The sequence below is a fragment of the [Flexibacter] sp. ATCC 35208 genome (assembly GCF_001975825.1).
GTDB lineage: Bacteria > Bacteroidota > Bacteroidia > Chitinophagales > Chitinophagaceae > Chitinophaga.
In genome coordinates this window covers 13,648-35,977 of the sequence record NZ_MTKN01000004.1, presented here as the reverse complement: position 1 = coordinate 35,977, position 22,330 = coordinate 13,648, and the positions used below count along the sequence as shown (strand labels likewise).

General features: G+C 44.5%; 19 protein-coding genes. 3 read left to right on the top strand and 16 right to left on the bottom strand.

Annotated elements, in window-relative coordinates; translation table 11 throughout:
• From BW716_RS04315 to BW716_RS04305, 4 genes are all read right to left on the bottom strand, one after another.
• The gene (locus BW716_RS04315) at positions 1 to 3,153 is read right to left on the bottom strand and encodes a TonB-dependent receptor (RefSeq protein ID WP_179090989.1); all 3,153 of its coding nucleotides are present in this window, start codon (positions 3,151 to 3,153) and stop codon (positions 1 to 3) included.
• A 548-nt stretch (positions 3,154 to 3,701) separates the two neighbouring features.
• Positions 3,702 to 3,950, bottom strand: coding sequence for a hypothetical protein (locus BW716_RS36035; RefSeq protein ID WP_143708717.1), 249 nt, complete (start codon positions 3,948 to 3,950; stop codon positions 3,702 to 3,704).
• A gap of 91 nt (positions 3,951 to 4,041) precedes the next feature.
• Entirely contained in the window at positions 4,042 to 4,473 is a 432-nt protein-coding gene (locus BW716_RS04310) for a MauE/DoxX family redox-associated membrane protein (RefSeq protein ID WP_083721292.1), read from the bottom strand.
• Positions 4,474 to 5,003: 530 nt separating this feature from the next.
• Positions 5,004 to 5,822 carry an Ig-like domain-containing protein gene (locus BW716_RS04305; RefSeq protein WP_179090988.1) on the bottom strand — a complete coding sequence of 273 codons (819 nt, stop codon included), beginning with the start codon at positions 5,820 to 5,822 and terminating at the stop codon, positions 5,004 to 5,006.
• Between the two features lie 480 nt (positions 5,823 to 6,302).
• On the opposite strand from BW716_RS04305, the gene BW716_RS04300 reads away from it, so the two are divergent.
• The 3 genes from BW716_RS04300 (at position 6,303) to BW716_RS38015 (ending at position 7,126) form a co-directional block, all read left to right on the top strand.
• A complete protein-coding gene (locus tag BW716_RS04300) occupies positions 6,303 to 6,695 on the top strand; it encodes a response regulator (RefSeq protein WP_179090987.1) in 393 nt (130 codons plus the stop codon).
• 78 nt (positions 6,696 to 6,773) lie between these two features.
• Positions 6,774 to 6,905 (top strand): hypothetical protein, encoded by a 132-nt coding sequence (locus BW716_RS38420; RefSeq protein ID WP_255373856.1) that lies wholly within the window; start codon positions 6,774 to 6,776, stop codon positions 6,903 to 6,905.
• Between the two features lie 20 nt (positions 6,906 to 6,925).
• The gene (locus BW716_RS38015; protein WP_235643469.1) at positions 6,926 to 7,126 is read left to right on the top strand and encodes a DoxX family protein; all 201 of its coding nucleotides are present in this window, start codon (positions 6,926 to 6,928) and stop codon (positions 7,124 to 7,126) included.
• 11 nt (positions 7,127 to 7,137) lie between these two features.
• Here the strand turns inward: BW716_RS38015 and BW716_RS04290 are convergent, their stop codons facing one another.
• The 12 genes from BW716_RS04290 to BW716_RS04235 all read right to left on the bottom strand — a co-directional run bounded on the left by BW716_RS04290 (position 7,138) and on the right by BW716_RS04235 (position 22,327).
• Positions 7,138 to 8,106, bottom strand: coding sequence for a hypothetical protein (locus BW716_RS04290; protein ID WP_143708716.1), 969 nt, complete (start codon positions 8,104 to 8,106; stop codon positions 7,138 to 7,140).
• Between the two features lies 1 nt (position 8,107).
• Positions 8,108 to 8,749 carry a hypothetical protein gene (locus tag BW716_RS04285; RefSeq protein ID WP_143708715.1) on the bottom strand — a complete coding sequence of 214 codons (642 nt, stop codon included), beginning with the start codon at positions 8,747 to 8,749 and terminating at the stop codon, positions 8,108 to 8,110.
• Between the two features lie 18 nt (positions 8,750 to 8,767).
• Positions 8,768 to 10,249, bottom strand: a complete 1,482-nt coding sequence (locus tag BW716_RS04280; protein ID WP_083721287.1) for a RagB/SusD family nutrient uptake outer membrane protein — start codon at positions 10,247 to 10,249, stop codon at positions 8,768 to 8,770.
• Positions 10,250 to 10,260: 11 nt separating this feature from the next.
• Complete coding sequence (locus BW716_RS04275) at positions 10,261 to 13,455, bottom strand: SusC/RagA family TonB-linked outer membrane protein (protein ID WP_083721286.1); 3,195 nt, start codon at positions 13,453 to 13,455, stop codon at positions 10,261 to 10,263.
• Between the two features lie 283 nt (positions 13,456 to 13,738).
• On the bottom strand, positions 13,739 to 14,011 hold the full coding sequence (locus BW716_RS04270) for a hypothetical protein (protein ID WP_235643467.1): 273 nt from the start codon (positions 14,009 to 14,011) through the stop codon (positions 13,739 to 13,741).
• Positions 14,012 to 14,043: 32 nt separating this feature from the next.
• On the bottom strand, positions 14,044 to 14,805 hold the full coding sequence (locus BW716_RS04265) for a hypothetical protein (RefSeq protein ID WP_143708714.1): 762 nt from the start codon (positions 14,803 to 14,805) through the stop codon (positions 14,044 to 14,046).
• Positions 14,806 to 14,813: 8 nt separating this feature from the next.
• Entirely contained in the window at positions 14,814 to 15,320 is a 507-nt protein-coding gene (locus BW716_RS04260; protein ID WP_083721284.1) for an O-acetyl-ADP-ribose deacetylase, read from the bottom strand.
• A 57-nt stretch (positions 15,321 to 15,377) separates the two neighbouring features.
• Positions 15,378 to 16,739, bottom strand: a complete 1,362-nt coding sequence (locus BW716_RS04255; protein ID WP_083721283.1) for a DUF1735 domain-containing protein — start codon at positions 16,737 to 16,739, stop codon at positions 15,378 to 15,380.
• 10 nt (positions 16,740 to 16,749) lie between these two features.
• Positions 16,750 to 18,474, bottom strand: coding sequence for an alkaline phosphatase family protein (locus BW716_RS04250; protein ID WP_179090986.1), 1,725 nt, complete (start codon positions 18,472 to 18,474; stop codon positions 16,750 to 16,752).
• A 9-nt stretch (positions 18,475 to 18,483) separates the two neighbouring features.
• On the bottom strand, positions 18,484 to 20,058 hold the full coding sequence (locus tag BW716_RS04245; protein ID WP_083721281.1) for a DUF5008 domain-containing protein: 1,575 nt from the start codon (positions 20,056 to 20,058) through the stop codon (positions 18,484 to 18,486).
• Between the two features lie 18 nt (positions 20,059 to 20,076).
• Positions 20,077 to 20,778: a fasciclin domain-containing protein gene (locus BW716_RS04240; RefSeq protein WP_083721280.1), complete on the bottom strand. Its 702-nt coding sequence runs from the start codon at positions 20,776 to 20,778 to the stop codon at positions 20,077 to 20,079.
• Positions 20,779 to 20,788: 10 nt separating this feature from the next.
• Positions 20,789 to 22,327, bottom strand: coding sequence for a RagB/SusD family nutrient uptake outer membrane protein (locus tag BW716_RS04235; protein ID WP_083721279.1), 1,539 nt, complete (start codon positions 22,325 to 22,327; stop codon positions 20,789 to 20,791).
• Between the last annotated feature and the right edge of the window lie 3 nt (positions 22,328 to 22,330).

Below are 22,330 nucleotides of genomic sequence, written 5' to 3'. Positions count from 1 at the left end.
TTACAAACTCAGGTTCAGGCCAAATGTGTAGGTACGCAATGCCGGGTAGTCAATCGCCAGATTGGTAGCCGGATCCTTGTAAGGCTGATGATTGATCAGCACCCACAGGTTAGTACCCGTTACAAACATGCGCAGTTCAGGAATTTTCCATTTTGCTGACAGTTCTTTTGGCAAACTGTAAGACAGCTGTGCATTGTTCACACGCATGGCAGTAGCGCTACGTATCCAGAAGTCAGATACTTCGCTGATGAGCGGTGAGTTCATGAGAGGGTACTTTGCATTTGTATTGGTGGGTGACCATGAGTGTTTCCAGATACCGAGTGCGCGGGCGTTTTCTGTAGGTGGTGTTCTCGCCGTCTTATCATATGCTTCGTAGCCACCTACCTGCAGACTGATGTTGAAACTCAGCTTCAGGTCTCTCCAACCGGCACCGAGATTAAAGCCTACCCCAAATATGCTGCTGCTTCTGGGGGCAATACGGGTTTTATCGTTTGCATCTATCTTCCCATCACCGTTGATGTCTTCGTAGTTCATGTATCCTGCAATGAGCGGGTTACCATCGATGGTCCATCCGCGGTGTGCAGCCAGGAAGTTTTCCGCATCCTTGGTCGTACGTACAATACCAGTTGATTTATACCCTTCCATCCCATTATCAGTTCTGCGGCCAATAGGGTTCTTCCATGCAGTATCACCTGCGCCATAGTATTTGCGGATAACTTTATTGTCGCTCCACCCGAAGTTCATGGAAGCAAAGTATTTGAAATCTTTATTGATGGTACCATTATAGCCGATGGACGCTTCAACACCCCATGATTTTAGTCTGCCATAGTTCTGGTCTGCAATGGCAGTACCAAAGGTCGTCGGCACTGTGCTGGTAGGCTGTTGCAACATATCGTAGTTGTAACGGTGCCACATGTCTATTGCAAAGTTGAATTTAGAGTTGAAGAAGGTACCATCAAAGCCAAGGTTTTTGTAGAGGGCTTTTTCCCAGGTAATGTGTTCATTGGGCACATCGTTGTTACTCAAACCACTGGTGTAAGTGCTACCGAAGAGCATACCTGTCGTCTGGGTATATCTTTCCTTGTACTGATAGTTCTTCACGGCATCGTTACCGGTCAGCCCCACCTGGAAGCGGATCTTCAGGTCATCGATAAATTTCATGCTGCGATGGAACCATTTTTCCTGAGAAATTCTCCAACCAATTGCTACTGATGGGAAATAGCCCCAGCGGGAGTCTTTAGGGAAGTTAGGAGAAGCATCTGTGCGGAAAGTAGCTTCCAGCAGGTATTTTTCAGAGAAGCCATAGTTCAGACGGCCCAGGTAACTCACACGACCCGTTTCGCCTGCGGAGCCACCGTTGTCATATAAAGATTTATCCTGACTAAAGGCAAACAGTTCATCGATACCAGGGATCACCACCGTTTCACGACGGGTATTGAAAGCGTCACTTTGTGATTCCGCCTGTTCAGCTACGAGTAGCAGGTTGATGTCGTGCTTACCAAAAGTGCGGGCGTAGGTGATCATTTCATCCAGCTGATAGTTGCTGGAACCACCGTAATTCTCCAGCATCACGTTACCATTCTTGATAAATGTAGTTGGGTTGGTAGTGGTAGTTTGATTGGTAAAGATCACGTTCTGTGTGGTCACATGCACGCCTTCCCTGATAAAATTGTAGAGGTAGTAAGGTACATAGTATTCCTTGCCGAAATCAGTACGGGAATTGCGGCCATATTGTACGCGGAAAGACAACCCCTTGATGGCCGGCAGTTTATAATCCAGGGCAGCGTTGATAGTCTGGCCCTGTGATTTTGTTTTGGCATAACTACCCGATTTCACTAGTTCTGAAGGGCTCCAGCCGGGCACTGAGGAATAAACAGGTTTACCATCGATGTACATAGGCACCCATCCGGGTGTGAGCAGCAGCGCACTCACGGTAGCATTCATCTGGTCTGACTGCTCGGTAAGACCTGATTGAACGGTTTTAGGTGTTGGCCTGTTCACGATGGAGTTATCTGTAGCAAAGGATACAGTAGCGGTCAGGTTATCGACGATTTTGGCATTGATACCCAGGCGCACGCCAAATTTGTTGCTATACAGATCACCTACGTTTCCGTCTTCTTTATAGTAGTTAGCACCGGTGAAGAAAGTCACTCTTTCGCTACCACCGCTTACATTGATGGTATGGCGGGTAAGATGTGATTTTTTCCAGACATCATCGATCCAGTTGTAGTTATGGGATCTGAGATAAGTCAGTTCATCGTCGGTATAATATTTTGCAGTGTTGGCATCTTTGAGACTGGTATACTTGTTATTGAGCATGGTTGCCTGATCAAATCCGGAGAGCATTTCAGGGATGTAAGTCGCATTAGACAAGCCATAGGAACCAGCATAGCTGATACGTGGTTTGCCGGGTTTACCCATCCTCGTTTTCACCAGTACCACACCGTTTGCTCCTCTGGCGCCGTAGATAGAGGCGGCAGCATCTTTGAGGAAGGAAATACTTTCCACCATAGTTGCATCCAGGTTGTCAAAGTCGGCCTTCGTCATCTGGAAACCGTCAATTACATAAAGCGGATCTGTAGAAGCGCCGGTAGCAGCCCAGGTGACAGGGTTTCGGATGGTGAGGCTAGTTGTAGAACCGGGGCGGCCGGATGATTGGCTGATAGATACACCGGGCACCCTGTTTTGCAGGGCAGTAGCCAGGTTGGCTACTGGCAGGTCTTCTACTTCGGCAGTATTTACGACTGCCACTGAGCCCAGTACGTTCGCACGTTTTTGCGTACCATAACCAATGATGACAGTTTCATTCAGGGACTTCACGTCTTTTCCGAGAAAAGCATCGATCGATTCCTGTTTGTTGACAGCGATTTCCTGGGGAACATAACCGATGAGGGAAATAATGATGGTAGAGTTTTCGTGGACTTTCAAAGTGTAAGAACCATCGGGAGCAGTAGTGGTTCCTTTATTACCTACTTTTACGCGAACCGTTACTCCCGGGAGTCCTGATCTTTCATCTGCGTCATAGATCTTCCCTTTTAAGATAATTTCTTTTGCCGGCGTAGCAGGTGTGGTTGGCTGCTGTGCAAAGGCCGTGGAACATAGAAATAGCAATCCTGTTATCCTTATCAGGATACATGGTAGATTTTTAAACATTGCCCGCATTATTTAAGGCATATACAATGAGGGATAGTCAGCGCATGGTGGTATGTCTATAGCAGGCATACGGCCCACAATTTCAATGGGAGAGTCCCCGGTTTTTATCCCTGTGTGAGAACTTTAATCCAGTAAGGTTTTCGTGATACTACGATTTTGTAGTAGTAAAATTCAACAATGAGAACCTTACCCTTAGGTGGTGATATTCATACTTTTTCATACCTGATGGAATTTTATACAATTTTTCAAATTGGATAGCAGGGCGCGGTCTGCTATTGGTTTATGGGCCAGTCTACAGTAAAAAAAACGCCACTCATAATCATGGAAATTACACAAACTGCAGTTGTCGTCTTCGGTGTCTTACTGACACTAATAGGTGCCAAGCTACACAAAGTTTTAAGCAAAAGAATAGATCGGGGAAATTTTATTTACGCAATCGTTGCCGGAAATGATTAGTGCAGAAATCGCTTCTCCCAGAAGCACAAAACGTTGCTACCGGGGGCAGCAACGTTTTGTTGTAGGCGAGGCAGCCTGGATCAGGCTTGTCGTCACTCTTTGAAGGCACGGGCTATGGATGCTGTAGTAGGATTGGGAGATGAATAGCCGTAGGCACACAGGGCTCCGTTTCCTTTACAACCCGTTGGCGGATTATCTTTATCGAAAGTCGATCCCAGATATTCATACGTGTACGGGTCATACCAATAGACGAGAGACCGGAAAGATTTAGCAGCCTGCGTGGCACTAATGGTTACAATGGTTAATACTGCCGCTAGTGCAGTAAGACGGATGTGTTTCATTGCTTTGGTTTCTTAATTTACGATGTTAAAGTTTGGCGTATGTGATTTAATTAGTTGTTGCGCTTCAGATACATTCGTTGTGCTGTTAGTATTAATGCTGATTTAATATCCGATATGTATTATTCAACAGGTAAATGCCGGCAATGCACAATAATAAAAATGCGGCATCAAACCACACATGTGCATTCCAGCTCATACTGCTGATGATTCCCCCGCAGGTACAGGGTAAGTTTGCACCACTACTCAGCAGAATACCCAGGTATACCAGGAATCCGGCAAAGAGGATGGCGCTTGCAATGAAAGCCGTCATGCGAAATGCAGTGATCAGTAACATTGCTGCGAGCAATACTTCTCCTATTGGCAGTGCCCAGGACACAACACCAGACCAGGCTGCGAGCAGCGACCAGGGTGAAATACTCAGCTGGTGCCTGAAAGTGGCATGCTCTATTAGCTTGTTTAATCCGGTGTACAAAAACAATATGACGAGTAATGACGCAATGATTTCAATAAGCAGCTTCTTCATTTTTCATAACATTTCATGAGTATATGGTGGACATACTTTTCTTGGGCATACCTTCTCTGGTATCATTAAATTAAATGACTTCTATGGCATCGTCACGGGCAATACCTTTTCGGGTATCGATAGAGGCACGATTCAATACCCTCCCGGGTATCTGGACAGGCACGATTTTATCAGTACATAATATTTACCTGTTCTACATGTAGAACAGCAAAGAAAAAAGAAACAATACCAAGGGAATTAAATTTACTATTGAGACTCTTTGGCTAATAATTAACTAAATGCTGATACTAGATTCTGTTGTAGTCATATTACATTCTACCGGGTATTTTGAGTTCTTATGTTAAGCAGCAGACCTACGGTTCGGATTCTCATAAAGTGGGGTCTACTAACTGTTTAACATAACAGAGTAAAAGTAGGTAATTATTTGGATTTAGCGATAAATTTTCTATGTAAAATAACAGTCATTTTGCGCCTGTCATTTTGGTTATTATCAAGCTGCAAATTGCAATGGATTGCGGAAAATGTATTTACTAATGAACCACCATTACATTTGTATAAAAACTATAATCTTTTGACTTTGTAAACAACATGTACATACCTGCAGGGAAATTGCTCACATCAATAGTTACTGTCAATCCATCCAGTGTCATTTCTTTTTCAAATACGGTAACTCCGTTGTAACTCATTAATGTGATCACTGCTTTTTCATTCACTGCTGGCAAATATTTTACTGTGAGATTGCTGCTAGCCGGATTGGGATAGATCTTATCAAACATACCTGTGGATACAGCTGTCCTGGTGAGTACTACTGATGCCGTATTGGGGTTTCCTGCCTGGTCTGTGGCCGTGCTATCAGGAATTTGAACTGACAACCTACCATCATGTATCGGAGTTACAATTGCTGTAATGAGGTTATTACGTACACGATCAAAGTCAGACAATGTAGCATTGACAGTTATGATCTTATTCACATCAAAAGTGCTGATCGCCTCACTGAAACTTATACTTATACTAAACGGCGCAGATACCGGATTAGCTGCTGTTGATAATAAACCGGATGTAGGCCGGGTCATATCAAAATATACCTTGCTATTGTCCGTCGTCTCGCTCACGACGTTCAATGTATCGCCGGCATTGTTGATGTAAGAAATGTTGAATAATATCTCCCCTTCTGTATCTGTATCCGTCATTGTCCATGAAACGGTATATTGCAGATATGACACGGCAGTAGGTGATACATTGTGCCCCGCAATGGTGACATGGGGTGAAGCAAGGTCACTGCTGGCAATGAAAGATAGGGTCACTACATCCCCCAGTTTTGCAAAGGATGTATTCTCATTGTTAGACACTATATTGACGTTGGTTACTTCTCCCGAGGCACTTGTTTTAGCAAAGCCTTGTGCGTTAGCATTAGCAAATACAAAGGAAAGTATACAGCATGATATAATGAGCCCTTGAGCTATGGTTTTTCGTATTAAAAAGCGGTCCATTAGGATAGGGATATCCGGTTTTTCTTTTAGTAGGTTAAAATTATAAATAATTATTTAAAGAAAATAATAATATGTCGATAATAAAAATAGTAAAACGCGATACAGGTAAGGGTTAGGGAGTGAAAAAGTTTCTTAATATCTGGCTTTCAATTGATAACAATAAAATGAGGGCTAAAACCTTTTTTCATAGAAAGTTGATGAATCTTTGCGCAGCAAAGCCTAAAACAACCCTGATTTACTAATGATTGTCTATTAATAAATAAATTCATGTTTTCAACATCCCTCCGACTATCTATCTTAATTGGGTATTATAATTGTTTAATTGGTACTTTTGCGCACATGACGAACAAGGTTATTTTACTGGTGGATGATGATAGAGATGATCAGGAACTATTTGGTGAAGCGATGTCTATCGTAGACAGCGCCGCAGTTTGTCACTTTGCATCAGATGGTGAAGAGGGACTGGAACTGCTGAAAGATAATTCAAACGATGTGCAACTGATCTTCCTTGACCTGAACATGCCAAAGATGAATGGCAAACAGTTCCTGGAAATTATCAAGCGAAATGAACAACTGGAAAAAATACCGGTCGTGATCTTTACCACTTCTTTGAGAGAAAAAGACGGTATTGAAACTGCTGCGCTGGGTGCTGCCCACTTTATGACCAAACCTTCCAGCTTCGGAGAACTCGTCAAGCAATTGGAAGGCGTATTGGAAAAAGCCCTCGGATAATCTACACTTACCTGTAAGTAACTCAATTTTTTTGGGTAGTTTACCTGCTTAAGTTTGCCTCACTAAACATAAGCAATAATGAAAGTATTGAATCCCATCCTTTGGATCTTTCAGATCTTAGTGAGTGCACTGTTTATTTATTCCGGCTACATGAAATTGTTTATGCCTATTGACCAACAGGCGGCATATACCCATGGACGGGACAGGTAGCGCCAGGTTTTCTGCGTTTTATGGGTGTCATTGACCTGCTGGGTGGTATAGGGTTACTCATCCCCTTTCTGGCTACGTATGTCGCCAGTGGAATTGTATTGCTCATGGTGTGTGCCTCCGTTTTCCACATTGCCCGTGGCGAAGCCAGTGTGATAGGATTCAATATTGTAGTTGCGACCATTGCTGCTTTCATTGCATGGGGAAGGAAGAGAATGGCATAAAGCCAATCTCTTCAGATCTTTGCTGCAACAGTAATGTGAAATGTAATTTCATAAATACCATCTGTCAGGAACTTGATAGAATGCGTAAGACGAAGGGTCTTGTTAATATCTGTCGCCTTTGGCAATATGCGGTAATAGGACAAACAGGACTCATCTGTCCAGGCCGTTCCTCCTACTGTCAGCGATGAGAACAAAGGCATGCCTATGCCCAGTTTCGGAAATTCCATTTCCATCGTAGAGTCTGTCGTCACCACCGGATAATACGGATCCCAGTCATGGAATGTAGGATAAGTCAGTGCTAATCGCTGCATATCTGTCGATGGATTGAACGGCTTCCCGTTTTTATCCAACCACTTAATAATCACCTTACTCACATCTGATGGTGTATATTTTATATCTACCGGATAGGTATCGTTTTCCTGCACAGTAGTTCGGTCTGCATCATTATCCGGAGGAGTAGTCTGTACACGACGATACACTACAGTATAAGTAGAACTCAATGGCGTTACAATAATTTCACAGGCATTCTTCAGCATCTTCTGTCCTTTTATGTTCGATACATTGACATCTATGGTATACCGGCCTGTATCCAGATATAAAGAGGCTCTGGTAAACTGTAAGCGGCCACCGATCGGGTTGATGCTGAACGGCGCCACCGTACTATCCTGCATCTTGGCATTGAGCATAGCCAACGTAGAATCTGATTGTGTCACGGCGTCTTTGAAGATCGTGATCGTTTGCGGGCGCAGAAACATACTGTCTGCGCTCTCGCCTGTATACGCATTTCTGACTGACAGGAGCTTTACATTAATGGGATTGGTAGATCCATCGGCTACCAGTGTAGAAGAGGTAGTAGTCGTGCCCTGTTGTACTGTAAATGGATTCTCCAGGTAGTATACACTGTCACTCAGAAATCCTTTCTCTATCTTTTCACAACTCAGCAATACGACTGATAATAATAGGATGCGTGTTATTTTCATCTTACTGAATATTATTGATGGATGCATTATTTACCAGTACATGCAGTGTAGTACCAGTCGATGTCTTGATGCCAGTTGTCTGACAGCTGATGGCCAGATCAGTAGGATCATTTTCCGGGGCATTTGTTGAGCCATCCAGTACACCATTTATTTTCACATATTGCAGGTAGTAATAAGAATAGGTTGCACTGCTATTAGTCAGGTATACCGTATAGGTACCAAGCAGCTTCTTCACACCACAGGGTGCAATTTCGCCCGCCCAGTTTTCTTCCGGTTGTACATTGGTCGTCGTATTGTACAAACTGATGCTGTCCGTAAACAGGTATTGGGTAATGATCTTAGCGGTGGTATTGTTATACAGATCTTCCAGACTGGCATAGCCTTCCTTGTTCATGAGCAGGTTGATGGCGTAATCAGTAAAGGCGAAGAATGTACCTGCTTTATTCACAGAGTCCCTGAGACCAAAGTGATCGATGAGTAAGATGGTGGTATCGAAATAATGGGCAGAATGCTGTGCCAGGTAGTCGTATGTGGATAACCCGGTGTTTGCATTGTGTATACCGCCATCTGTAAGGTAGCTATCTTTCTTGCAGGCGGTGGCCAGCAGCATGCAGATACAACAGGTGATATATAATGATTTCATGTATTGCTGTTTTTTTGGTTATTGAATTTTCCCCTGCCAGTAAGGTGTTTGTGTCAACTTATTATTCAGCAGGAACAGGGATGGATCCAGCGGCCAGTAATACTTACCCTGCGCAAATTCTGTGGCATTGATGTAAGAGAATTTAATATGCCCTGTATTTCTGGCTAACCTTACAAAGTCATAAAAGCGGGCCCCTTCGAGGAAGAGTTCACGTCCCCGTTCGGCTACGATAGAGTCCTGCAATGCCGCACCGGTGATGCTACTATAGGTAGGTATACCTGCTCTTGTTCTGATCTCATTCACCTGTGCGAGCGCTCCTGCTTCGTCAGGTGAGGGCTTGGCTGCCAACGCTTCTGCTTTGAGGAGTTTAATATCTGCCAGACGGAAGATGAGGAGATTATTTTTAGCGATGGAATAAGATGTGTTATTATTGACATATGCTACCTGTGCATATTTGATACAACTGTAGAAATCCGCAGAACCACTCGAAACAGTGGTAAAAGCCTGCTTATACCGGGTGTCACCTTCATCATAATACAACCCTGCTATTGTCGCATTGTTAAACTGCCATTGGGGTACTGTGGTTCCTTGCAAATAAGGCGCACAGACAGTGTAACCTGTAATGCTGGATGATGTCAGCAAAGATTCTGAAGTACTGTTATTGGAGATTTCAAAGATACTTTCGTCTGACTGCCCTTTGTATAAATTCATGTAAGAAGCCGCTGGCAATAAAGAATAAGTACCTGAAGCAATGAGGCTATCGCAGGCAGCATTACATTTATCATAATCACCTTTCCAGGCATAGATATGTGCTAACAGTGCGAATACGGCGCCTTTGTCTCCACGCACCACTCTATCAGTACTGGAGGCATCTTTCCAATCCAGGTATTGTCTGGCCAGATCCAGATCCGCTATACATTGTGTTAATACTTCTGCTTGTGGTGTTCTTGCCAATTGTGGCGCCGCAGAATTATCGGCATAGTAAGTCGTATCCAAGGGTATATCGCCCCATACGCGTGCCATATAGAAGTAGGTGAATGCTCGTGTGAAATAAGCTTCTCCCAGGTATTTGTTACGAGTGCCACCTGTGAATACAGACTCCGGCATTGTCCTGATAAAGTGCAGACAACGGTTGCTCTGTGCTATAGCAGAATAAAAGTTAGTATACACCCGTAACTTCAGGCGTACATCGTATGTATTGGCTACAGGCACACTCACGCCCCAGTTCACTTTGGCAGCATTCATATAAGCACTGCCATCACCGCCATATACAAAGTCAGGCGTGAATTCATCTGTAGGCAGATCGCCATATACATAAAATTGTATAGAAGCATTGAAAGCTGTGCGTAATAAGGAATAGCAGGCAGCGACGGAGGCATTTGCATCGGACTCTGACTTCCAGGTAGTTTGGTCCGTAGCTGTACTCAGCGGATCCTTGTCCAGGAATTTATTACAGGCACTACACAGGATCAGGGCGGTTAAGATATATGTAAGTTTCATGTATTGGCTGTTTAAAGTTCTACACGTACGCCCAAAGTAAATTTGAGCGCTGATGGATAAGCGATATTAGATGACCCGGTGGTCGGATCTACCAGCTCAGGATCTGGTATGGTGGCAGCTTTCTTGAAGGTCACCAGGTTTTCACCCATACCATATACACTCAATCCTCTGACTTTAATATGCTTAATGATTGATTGAGGTAAGGTATAACTCAGCGTAGCCTGCTTCATTTTCAGGAAACTACCATCTTCCACGAAGTAAGAACTGGCAATATTATACCGGTCGTTATCCACATTGGTTACCAGCGTAGGATATTTCGTCTGATCACCTTCATGCATCCAGAACTGATTCAACAGCGATGTTAATGCTGCCGGTCCGGCATTACTGCCCCAAGAATATTGATACCGCTTACTACCATTCAATGCATCGGAGAGATAACCATTGAAGATCTTTCTGCCTGTGAGGAAGGAACAGAAGATATTTAAACTAAGACCTTTGTATGTAAATGTATTCCCAAATCCACCGGTTATTTTCGGCATCGGATTTCCTGCTATTACCTTATCATCATAATCGATGTTGTAGTCCCCATTCATGTCGATATAGCGGGGATCGCCTCCATGCAGGGTCGTACCCATATAAGTGAGTTTCCTGCCCGTAATCGGGTCCGTAGGTACACTGGCATCGTTGGCGAAGGAACCGTCTATCTTATATACTTTGTAATTAAACAAAGGCTCTCCCACAGTAAATGTTTGCTGGAACCAGGTTTCGCCGAACATGAAGTCGCGGTTGTTGTTCGGCAGCTTTGTTACATAGTTTTTATTGAAGGAGATATTAAAACTGGTACTCCACTGGAAGGCTGATTTGGGAGAAAGATTATTCGTATTAATGCCTATTTCCAATCCTTCATTGCGCACATCCACAAAGTTGCCGGAGTAGTACTGATAACCTGTAGTAGCCTGTGCCGGGATGTTGTAGAAGTATTTATCTTTCGCATCCTTTCGGTACCAGTCCATGGTCAGATTAATCCTGTTATTCAGGAGTGTGACATCTATACCCAGATCAGGCTGAATATATTTCTCCCATCTTACGCTGGTACTGGCACTTACTCCATTGTTCAGGTAATTGCCGGTATTACCATAAGGTGATATTACTGTAGTACCATTGTAGGTAGAAGGAATGCCGCCTACAGTAGTATAAGTACCATAGTTGTACAACACACCGGTTGTACCGCCTACGTAAGAAGCATTGGTGGATAGTGCCTGGTACTTGGCATAAAAGCTACCCGGATCATTTCCGGTAATACCCCAGCTGGCTCTGAATTTGAGGAAACTCACCACTTTTTTAACAGGCTCAAAGAATGGTTCATCTGATGCGATCCAGCCTGCTGATACTGATGGGAAAGTACCCCAGCGATACTGCGGACTATAAATAGAGCTGGCATCACGACGAACCGTACCCGAAATGATGTAACGATTCTTATAATCATAAGATAAGCGACCGTAGTAAGATACGGTTGTCTTTTCCTGGTTCGTAGTCGATACATAGAGGCTCGTACCTGCCGGCACCGTCTGTAGCGTAGTAATACCTGTTACATTGATACCAGCAGCCGATGCATAGCTGTAATAATTTTTGAAATCATACGCGGAGGCCCCTGCTACCACATTGAAATGATGGTCCTTGACATGCAGATCGTAATCCAGGTAATTTTCAAAAGACCACGAAGGATTATTACTGTAAATGGAATAAGCGGTATTCTGTAATCCATTCAGTGTAGCAGGTGAAAAATAATCCCATTTATCCATAAAGTTATTCGCAGCATATGTGCTATGCAGTACGAGGTTGCGCACAATCGTATCCGTCAGACCAATTGATCCATTGAAACTAAAGATCCGGTTATCATCATACGGATTAGCCTGTCCTGTATACAATGCATATTGTTCCTCTGTGAGGTGTGCAAAAGAGGTAGGCAGGTTCCAGGAGTTAAAGAGCTGGCCTGCCTGTCCGCCAGTGCCATGCTTACGGCGTTCAGAGCTCAGAATGATGTTTGCAGTGATCCCTAAATTCTTCAGGGGATTGGTGGATATGTTGAAAGAAGGGGCCATCCTGTCTATTGAAAAACCTTTGAGCATACCCTGTTCATTATAGTGGTTCAGTGACAGGCGATAATTGGAAGAACCTAAATAACCAGCTACTGATACATCTTCGCTATTCACAATTGCATTATCCCGGATCAGTAATCCCTGCCAGTCTACATCATTATTGAAAGCTACATTCAGGCTGTCTGTCAATTGAACGGGAATTGTATTCTGTTGTGTGAGCAGATAACTCAGGTTATCATTGAGCAACTGCATTTTCAATCGTCTCTCTGCGGCGCCGGTCGTTACGTCTCTAAATGAAGGGCGGGTGGTCATGCCCACATAACCGCCCATGTTCACCTGTGGCTTACCCATCTTAGCGCGTTTCGTTTTCACGATAATAACGCCATTTCCCCCACGGGCGCCATAGATAGCGGAAGCAGAAGCATCTTTCAATACGTCAATAGATTCGATGTCGTTGGGGTTGATCATACTCAGCGGATTGGTACCTGAGTAAGAACTACCAATGGTATTGACATCGAAGATCACACCGTCTATTACATACAACGGTCCGGTGTTGCCCCCATTCGCATTGCCGTAATCCACATTAGTGGCGCCACGTATCACGATGGTTGGTCGTTGTCCTATCTCACCGGTACTTGATAAGACGCTTACACCTGCCAGTCTGCCCTGCAGCATCTGGTCAAAACTGGCTTCAGGAATATCCTGAATTTCCTTTCCTGAAATAGAGGATACGGCAGCAGTAACGTTTCGTCTTTTCACGCTCTGGTAGCCGATGATAACCACATCATTCACTGACTGGCTTTCGCGTTTCAGTACGATGCTGAGGTCACCTTTTCCAACTTTTACTTCTTCTCTTTTGTACCCTACAAATGTAACAAGCAGGGTATTTGAATTGCCTTTCAGGGTGAGCTGAAAGTGGCCATCAACATTTGTTTGTGCACCGTTTGCCGGCTGGCCTTTTTCCTGTACACTGGCTCCAATCAGTGGTGTGCCGGTATCATCTTTTATTACACCCTTTACTACGACAGGGTTTTGTGCATTGGACAACAGGCATAAATAGCCTAGCAGCCACAATAGTAGTGGCGCAGATTTTATGAGTCCCCTCATGGCGATTAAATTTTGGTCTTTGATAAATGGCAGTACTTCTCCTGTCCGTCAGTTACACGGAAAACACATTTATTATTTCATATGATTTTTATTGGGTTGCTTGCTACATTGTCGTCAGGAAATAAAAATATTATAAAGAGGATTATAAAGATTCAATGATAATGACTGATGATAACCATATTTTACCCATGCCGCTCAATACACTTCCAGTGCATCTTTTGACGGCAATGTGGGGAATGGCTGATGTGGCTCTGTCTGATACCAGTATACAACGGAAGATATATCAGACTGTCTGACCGGGTTTGATGATGATGAAGGGATTTACTTTCCAGCCCTGACCCAGATCGCGGGCAGCATCAGATGCATTGGCTGTGTTAGGGGGTGCATTTTTGGAGGGCGATGCCATACCTCCTTTACCTTTCTCGCCTGTCAGGTTTTCAGGACTGATACTACGGGTTTTGGCATTGGAGAGTCGGTATAGATTGTCAAGACCTTGTGAAGAGACCTGTAGGCTAAAAACTACTATTAAGAGTAATAATAACGGGAACTTTCTCATACATAAATATTTGTATGAGAAAGTTACTGTTTTTATTGACGGATGTCAAGCTGTGCGATTTGTATACGTAAGCTGTCTAATTCGTCTTCTTCTTCATCTTCTTCCAGACGGCCACCTTGTAAAAAGGTCAGCTTCGTACTGCCGGCCTCTCCTTTTGGATAGAAAGACAACTGACCATAGCTGGATACAAGATAAGCAGTAGTGTTATTCTCCGCCAGTGGTACAAGAATACCATACACAAGATTGGTAAACATGCCGGAAGCCCATTCGTTGGTACCGGAGAGTATCACATATTGCTGTCCGTTGATAGTGCAGGTCTCCATTGGTGATCCACCCCAGCTGAAATATCCGCAATCATTCACAGTGCTGCCACTTTCGTCGATGATGCGGGTGATCTGCTTTTTATTGACAGTAATGGTGCTGCTACCGCATTCAAACTCTTCTTTAAATTCGAACTTGTAGGTAATATCATAACCCGGAATGTGGAAAACTGATACGCGGGTGGTCGTACTATCACCAGTGATGTCTTCATCGTTGTGTGTGAAAGGAATGCCGGGTGTATTGTAAGGATACTTAGCCCTGATAAAGGCATCCGTTTGTTTGGTAGCGATCACTGTATCGAACAGTACCTTTACCCCTTCCTGTACTTTTTTCCCTTCGAATCCGGCTGGCGAAGTCGCTGAGCCGGGTGTAGTCGTGCTGGTTGCTGTGGCGGTGTCTTCTCGTTGTGATGTCTTGTTTTCCTGATGACATCCTGCTATTGCAAGGGCCATTAGGATGCTGATTCTTCTCATAGATTTTATTATAATAGGGATTTATACAGGTCGTAATTTTCCCGGTCGAAACATACAAAGATTACCTTTTCTATTGTATTATTTTTTTCGGAGAATTCTCTTACTGTAGTGATAGCTATTTGTGCTGCTTTATCTTTTGGAAAGTGGTAAATACCTGTGCTGATATTAGGAAACGTGATGATTTTCACATCGTGTGCCACAGCCTGTTCCAAACTATTGCGATAAGCATTGGCCAGTAATTCTTCTTCTTTCGGTTTGCCATTCCATACAGGCCCTACTGTGTGGATAAGATATTTGGCTGGCAGGTTCCCGGCAGTGGTCGTCACCGCCTGGCCGGTAGCACATTTGCCCTGGCGGGCAATGATCTTCCGGCAGTCTTCTAGTATGGCAGCGCCGCCGGCGCGATGAATGGCGCCATCTACACCTCCACCTCCCATGAGGGAAGTATTGGCAGCATTTACGATTGCATCTGCTTCAATTTTAGTGATATCTCCCTGAATGAGTTCGAGTTTCATTGGGTCAAAAATAGGACGAAAAAAGCTTCTGCCAAAGGCAGAAGCTTTTTTAATTTCTCAGGGTCGTTTTATCAGCCGCCATTCTGCCTGTTGATAAAGAGAGCTACCATTTGTCGCAGTTACATACAGGCGGTAGAACTTATAAGCTGCCTGATTGGAGAATGTGTATTTCACTGTCAGGAACCGGGAGCCAAAGTTCTGATCTACCCGCTTATCTACTACCACCCAGTCTATACCATTGCTGGAACCTTCTATCGTCCAATCTTTAGGGTCACGATCGGGCGCATCGTTCGCTGAAGTCATGGTGTAAGCGCCAGTGGTCTGTGGTGTATCAAATTCCAGCATCGCCCATACAGTAGAGAAACTACCTAACAGGAACTTTGTATTGATATTATTGTCGATCAATTTTGGAGAATTCTCATTGGCATTGCCATTTTCGTACTGTGTTGTGTATTTGATATTCTGGTTGGTAATATCAGTCTCTATCAGTTTGGAAGGATCCAGTTCCAACACAATGATACTTTTGGAAGAGTCCAGCAGGTGACGGGTAGGATCACTGAGTTGAATCGCCAATACAGGTTTGTTGTTAACATTATTGATGATAGAAGCCGTCTTCACTGTGAGATTGAATTTTGCCACATTGGTATTGGCTGGAAAATTCACCGTGGCTGGCAATGTATAATCTGTTCCTGATGCCAATAGTACTGATCCTGCCAGCGTACCATTGTCAATAAGCGCCTGTGCCGTATCGGGTGCAGCAGAGAGGTTGATGGAGAATGCGCCACCAGCCGTACCACCCAGCGTAACACTGACTGGCAATGTCACTTCTGTATTCCCCAGTGTATGATCCGTACCATCTGGTTCTGATAATACAGATCCTGCTTTGGTGAAATAAAGATAGTGGATCTCCGATTCGGCAATCACCTTATCTGTATGAATGAGAATGATCGCCATTTGTCCTGTTGCATCCAGTGTATTCTCCTTAGTAACGTCAGACAAACGAACCGCCAGTGCCAGATCATGACCATAATACCGTTCTATCGCCTGCATACTTACCTTTAACGGAATACTGAATGTATCCAGCCCAAAGCGGATTTCAGCAGTACCTGGCAGTGTGTAATAAGATTCATCCAGTAATACAGCATTACCCAGTTGCTGGTGATCGATCAGGGTATTGACAGTATCGTTATCCACTCCAATATTCACTGTAAAGATCTTAGGTGTGGCAGCAGAAAACACGAGCTTAACCGGAATGGTAATATCATCTGTCGTCTTGGTATAGCTATCCGATCCCGGTATATTCACAATCCCATTCTCACTACTGATAGCGACACTGACAGGGCTTAACTGTTCATCCTTAAACCGGTCATTTTTTTTACAGGCAAACAAAATTAACAGTAGAAATATATAAGGGCGCATAGCAGCAGGTTTATTTGTTAATATCTACATAGGAAGTGACCCATACTTTTCCATCCAGGTCCCATTTAGTATCAGCAGCTATCTGCAACCAGTTCAGGATCTGACGCACAGGATCTACCGGTTGTGGCACCAGCTGGGCAAGGTTGTTGGCACTACTTGGGCACATCAGGTCACTGAAGTCATCCCACTGATAACCACCTTTGATCTGGAAGTCATGCGACCATTCACTCTGGTCTCTGAATACATTGCCATACCCATCTTTGCAGGACCAGTAACCCACAAGATAATCGTGGTAAGGATGGGAGGAAGGCAGTTCTGCCGCACATACATATTCACTGATGATATTGTCTGGAATCGCCGCTTTCCAGAACTTCACCTCTGTGATATAAGCATCCAGCCAGCGGTTATTCACAATATTACCGGGCATATAGCCTAATGTAAGCGGTGCATCTGTATCAAAATTGCCATAGCTGGTAATGTCTGCTTCTGTGTTGAAGTTACCATCTGTGAACAGGCGGAGGTACCGCTTATTATCCCTGTTTACAAACACGGCGGCAATGTCATGCCATTTACCATCACTGATATTGCTGGCTGTCGCCATATTAAATCCTGCACCGTTTTGACCAAAGTGTACTCCCCAGGCATTTACTTCCAGCGAAATGTTCCACCCGGTATTGTTCCACCAGTCCAGCGACATATTGTTACCAATGACGGAAGGATAGGTATAGGAATAATCACCTGCGGACGTCTTGTTCTTTTTGATCTTTAATTCTATCGTCGCTTCTGCATCTTTACCTAAGTTATAATCTTCCTTTCCGCTGTCAACAATGGCATACACTGCACTGGCCGAAGTATTACCATACAGCCGCACTGCCTTGCCGGCATAACGGTTACCAGTATATGGGCGGTCTAAGAAACCTGGCGCATAGCGGGGAGAGTAATAGATTGTGAAGGTATTCACCTTTGTATTGCTCAGGATTGTACCATCATCATTTGAAGGATCGATGGTATAAGCCCCGCCATTACCGGCAGTAATGATCACCAGCCAGTCTTCGGCAGCATACGTCTTACGTTGCCGGAGGGCAGTGATGATCTTTCCGATATTTTCATCTGCCTGTAAGATAGCCGCTTTATATTCGGGTACACTCACATCGTATCCATACTGGCGCCCTGCCAGTTCTACCTGCGAAAACTGACCAAATACCATACTGGCAGTATCGATCGTTAACTCCTGCAGGATAGCCTGGGTAGCGGCGGCATCATCGTCCGCAAAGGTTTGATTAACGTCAGCATCTGTGATTAGATATTGACCCAGGCTATCTGAGGAGCTGTATGCTGCAATACGGAACTTAGGCTCTCTATCTTTGATATATTTGAAAAATACAGGGTATGCCTGCAGGTGGTTGTTGCTGAAATCATCTTTTATCACACCATGTTTTTCTTTGTGTACACCGGTGAGCAGATCTGCCCATCCCGTCCTGCGCAGGGCAATGGTATCACTGATGCTGTTCCAGGAATAGATGGCATGCTCTGATAGTGCCAGCAGGTTGGGTGCACCGGCATCTCTCACAGATTCTCCCCGCGCGCCGTCGATGGTGAGGAACAATATTTTGGGGGTACGCGCTATGACCCCGGTACTGTCATTATAATCTTTCTTATCCAGTATACGGTCGTAGCCTTTATTGCAGGCCATGAAGCCGACCAGTAGCAGGAGGATATATATTCTGTGCTGCATAATTGACATTTACTTAAAGAGTAACCTTACTACATTGGTGATCTGTACCCTGTTGAACGTACTAAAAAGCCCTGTGATGAGGGTCTGCGTCTGACCAGAAGAATTGGTAGTTTCAAATACTTTGGTCAGACTGCCACTAAAATCAGCGGTATTGTTATAGCCTGCCGCCAGCGAGCCATCAGGGTTTAATACCATGAACCCACTACGGTGAACATTGCCATACTTATTGAAATAACCACTTACTACAATCAATCCATTGTTCAGTTGCTGCGCCAGCCTGTAACTCACATCAGTTGCCATGGGCAACGGCGTCAATTGCGGATCGACCGTACCATCTGTTTTCAGCATGACCAATCCATGATGATCAACTCCGTCGAATTTGCGGAACACACCCGCCAGTACAAATCGTTGGGTAGTGGCATTGTAGCGGATACTGGCGATGGTATTGTCTGCACCGGCACCACCAAACCCCTGATCAAGACTACCATCTGTATTGATACGGGCAATGTAGGGAGCATCCATACCATTGTAACGGGTAAAGCGCCCTACGATAATCAGTTTGCCATCGTCCTGCATGCATGCATCGGCAATAGGTCCGTTTGCACCATCATTACTTCTGTGCAAGGCTGTATTGTAGTTGAAGGAAGAATCAAGCGACCCATCCGGGAAAAAGCGTATCAGGTTCCTGACTGGAATACTGTCTACCACCAGCGAATCCCGCTCATGCAAATAGTCAGATATTCCATACACGTACTGCTCATAATAACTGAATGATCCAACTGCAGTGATCTTATTTTCATGTACAAATACCCTTGAGATATTTCCATCTGTTCCACCATTGAATGCAGGCACTGTATCTTTCCCTTCAAATGTGTTTACGACTGTAGAATCTATTGAACCATTCGCATTCAATACCGTGATGTTGTGCATCTCTGCCAGGTGTATATCGTACGATGCAAAGCTGCCACCCACTACCAGCTTGCCACTGGGCAGGGCTCCGATCGTGCTGAGTGAACCATCTGACCCTCTGCCTGATTGCAGCGAACGATCTATTTCACCATCTTTGGAGATGAGCACTATACGACCTATAGGTTTTACCACACCTTTGTGTTCATAATCCAGGAAGTCGCCAATAAGGAGGATGCGGCCGTCTGAAAAACGGTATAAATCATTCACCCAGCTGCTGCTACCTACTACCCCTTTCCACGTATTATCAATATCCAGGTTGCCCTTAACTTTGAATACCGGTCCGATAAATACCTGATCCCCAATCGATACACTGGTCACCCCCGTACTTGCAGTAGCAGGTACTTTTACCTGGATGCCGGTAGAATCAACAGCGACTATTTCACCAGCTTCGCCATTGAAATTGAAATGAATACTATCCTTGTGTGGCAGCAATCCGCTGCCTTTGAAAGTAATGACGGTGCCAACCGCTGCTTCTGACGGAGCAGGTGCATCTGTACTGAGTGTCACACCCAGTGGCGCACGTCCGCCCGCATAGGGATCCGGGTAGACTTTATCTTTTTTGCTACAGGCAATAAGTGCTATGCTGACAGCCAGTATATAAGCGAGTATTTTCATATTGTGTGCTATTTTTTATCATCCACCGGTTTGCATTACTGATATCATATCGGACAGGAAATTATCGATATCAAAACCGAAATAATTGTGATCTTTATCCAGCGTATGTACGACTCCATTGTCTGTGAGAATATTGGAGGAAGATACCATCGCTGTGTTCCAGTTATCATATGGGTAAGTCAGATCCGGTATGTAGGAAATGGTGAGCTGCCGGTAGCCTACATACTTCACGCCATTATCATCTGTATAAATCGCACCTATATTCATCGTGGTATTGTTCCAGGATAGATAGTCCTGTCCGGGATAAATAGATTTTAGACTGAAGTCAATCTGTGGATAATCCTTTAATTGATTCGCACCATGGAACATATATCGCTGCAGATATTTTTGCCACACGACCTGTGGTACATCTGAAAGAGTTTTGATCGTATCATATCCATACATATAGAGGTTGTCGTTCATTAACTCTACGAGGTTTTTGATACTACGGTCAGTGGGTGCAAAGAAGGTGAGTGTATCTTTTGTAAATACATCTTCCATGCCTGACAGGCGCACTATCTGCGCCAGTGAATCAAAGAAAAATGGTACAGCATCCAGATAAACCAGGGTATTGCCATTGAAATGCGGATCCTGTGTACCGGAGTCCTGGTAGTATTCATCCTTTTTACAGGCGAATAAACTCATCAATATCAGGGTCGAAAATAAAATCATTCGCAGCATAAGACATATTTTATCTTAACCAGTAATTATTTAATTGCATGTAAGGGTTGTTATCCAGCGAAGCTGTGGATACAGGCCAGGTCCATCCGCCATTGTCAAACTGGGATTGTGTCAGGGCGTAATAACACCAGTTTGTATTCGTCACTCTGCCTGTTCTTATCAGATCGAAGTAATAGTGCCCTTCCATCATCAGTTCCTTGGACCTTTCTGTGAAGATGGCCTCCTTCAGTGCGGTACCACCAGCCCCCTGATAAAGCGTAGTCCTGGCTCTATCCCTGATCAGGTTCATCATGCGTATTGCTTCTGCATCTTCGCCCATCTCTGCAAGTGCTTCTGCCCTGAGCAGAATCGCACCTGCATAGCGGAGTACAATGAGGTTGTTATCCACATTCACATCGTCATTCCCCTGCTCATACACACTGTTGTATTTCAGGAACAGGAAGGTGCCGTCGTTGGCAAACATCTGGGAGTCAAACCACATTTCTATACGGGCATCCGGTACGCCTGTAGGATATAGCCGACGCAGGTATTCGGCCCTGAAATAGCAAAAGCTGTATTGGTGATTGGCAGCCGGACGCTTATATGGATAGTGCACCACCAGCTCTGAGAGGTCATTCCATTTCTCTGACAAGGTTTCTCCATAGTTACTACTGATCACGATATCAAACAGGCTTTCTTTACTACGACCTTTGAAGATGGTGAAGGACTGATCTATGGGCAACAATTCGTACGCCGCACTCTGGATCAGGTCATTTCCCAGATCGGCAGTGGATTTATAGTATTGTTGTGCATTGGCCTTATCAAACCCTGCATTCCACATATTCATTTCCATGATAAGACCAATGGCGGCACCTTTGCTGGCGCGAGCACCACGGTTGGCAGGGTCTGAAAATGTCCATGGCAGGTTATCCATTACACCACTCAGGTCAGCAATGCAATTCTTCATTACGGTGACCATTTTTTCTCTGGGTAGTGGTGCTTCATGATACGCATCTGTATAGTAAGCGACATCGCCCCACAGGCGTACCATGGTCCAGTAAGAGAGGCAACGCATAAAGGTGGCTTCTGCCTGGTATTCCAGTTTCTGTTCATTAGAGAGGTCCGGTATACTACGGCGCCCTATTTCGTACTGAAGGATATTACAGGCTTGTATCACCCGGTAAAACGGTTTCCAGTCCGACAGGTTTGCCAGGTCAAATATGTTCCAGAAATCCTTGCCTGAAGGGGTATAGATCAATGGTATCAAATCGTTTTTTGCAGCATATTCTACAAAGCTGCGATCATTGCCATCGTTCTTCTGTGGTGAATAACCCAGCATACCGCCCCTCACCTCTCCTGCTACTGCATACAAGGGACAGGAGCCGACTACATCTCTGAAGAGGCCATAGATATCCCACATATTATCTTCTACATCGCTGGCACTCTGGAAGAAAGCATTACCAGACAGTTTGTCCAGTGCCTTTACATCCAGGAACTTTTTACAGCTTCCCTGGGTAATCAATAGTAAACAAGCGATGAGATATATCCTGCGATACATAATCGTTCTCATTTT

What these genes read in the sequence shown, in the direction of transcription:
- BW716_RS04315 (WP_179090989.1), bottom strand. Translation starts at nt 3,153, where the DNA reads ATGTTTAAAAATCTACCATGTATCCTGATAAGGATAACAGGATTGCTA.
- BW716_RS36035 (WP_143708717.1), bottom strand. Translation starts at nt 3,950, where the DNA reads ATGAAACACATCCGTCTTACTGCACTAGCGGCAGTATTAACCATTGTA.
- BW716_RS04310 (WP_083721292.1), bottom strand. Translation starts at nt 4,473, where the DNA reads ATGAAGAAGCTGCTTATTGAAATCATTGCGTCATTACTCGTCATATTG.
- BW716_RS04300 (WP_179090987.1), top strand. Translation starts at nt 6,303, where the DNA reads ATGACGAACAAGGTTATTTTACTGGTGGATGATGATAGAGATGATCAG.
- BW716_RS38420 (WP_255373856.1), top strand. Translation starts at nt 6,774, where the DNA reads ATGAAAGTATTGAATCCCATCCTTTGGATCTTTCAGATCTTAGTGAGT.
- BW716_RS38015 (WP_235643469.1), top strand. Translation starts at nt 6,926, where the DNA reads ATGGGTGTCATTGACCTGCTGGGTGGTATAGGGTTACTCATCCCCTTT.
- BW716_RS04290 (WP_143708716.1), bottom strand. Translation starts at nt 8,106, where the DNA reads ATGAAAATAACACGCATCCTATTATTATCAGTCGTATTGCTGAGTTGT.
- BW716_RS04285 (WP_143708715.1), bottom strand. Translation starts at nt 8,749, where the DNA reads ATGAAATCATTATATATCACCTGTTGTATCTGCATGCTGCTGGCCACC.
- BW716_RS04280 (WP_083721287.1), bottom strand. Translation starts at nt 10,249, where the DNA reads ATGAAACTTACATATATCTTAACCGCCCTGATCCTGTGTAGTGCCTGT.
- BW716_RS04275 (WP_083721286.1), bottom strand. Translation starts at nt 13,455, where the DNA reads ATGAGGGGACTCATAAAATCTGCGCCACTACTATTGTGGCTGCTAGGC.
- BW716_RS04270 (WP_235643467.1), bottom strand. Translation starts at nt 14,011, where the DNA reads ATGAGAAAGTTCCCGTTATTATTACTCTTAATAGTAGTTTTTAGCCTA.
- BW716_RS04265 (WP_143708714.1), bottom strand. Translation starts at nt 14,805, where the DNA reads ATGAGAAGAATCAGCATCCTAATGGCCCTTGCAATAGCAGGATGTCAT.
- BW716_RS04260 (WP_083721284.1), bottom strand. Translation starts at nt 15,320, where the DNA reads ATGAAACTCGAACTCATTCAGGGAGATATCACTAAAATTGAAGCAGAT.
- BW716_RS04255 (WP_083721283.1), bottom strand. Translation starts at nt 16,739, where the DNA reads ATGCGCCCTTATATATTTCTACTGTTAATTTTGTTTGCCTGTAAAAAA.
- BW716_RS04250 (WP_179090986.1), bottom strand. Translation starts at nt 18,474, where the DNA reads ATGCAGCACAGAATATATATCCTCCTGCTACTGGTCGGCTTCATGGCC.
- BW716_RS04245 (WP_083721281.1), bottom strand. Translation starts at nt 20,058, where the DNA reads ATGAAAATACTCGCTTATATACTGGCTGTCAGCATAGCACTTATTGCC.
- BW716_RS04240 (WP_083721280.1), bottom strand. Translation starts at nt 20,778, where the DNA reads ATGCTGCGAATGATTTTATTTTCGACCCTGATATTGATGAGTTTATTC.
- BW716_RS04235 (WP_083721279.1), bottom strand. Translation starts at nt 22,327, where the DNA reads ATGAGAACGATTATGTATCGCAGGATATATCTCATCGCTTGTTTACTA.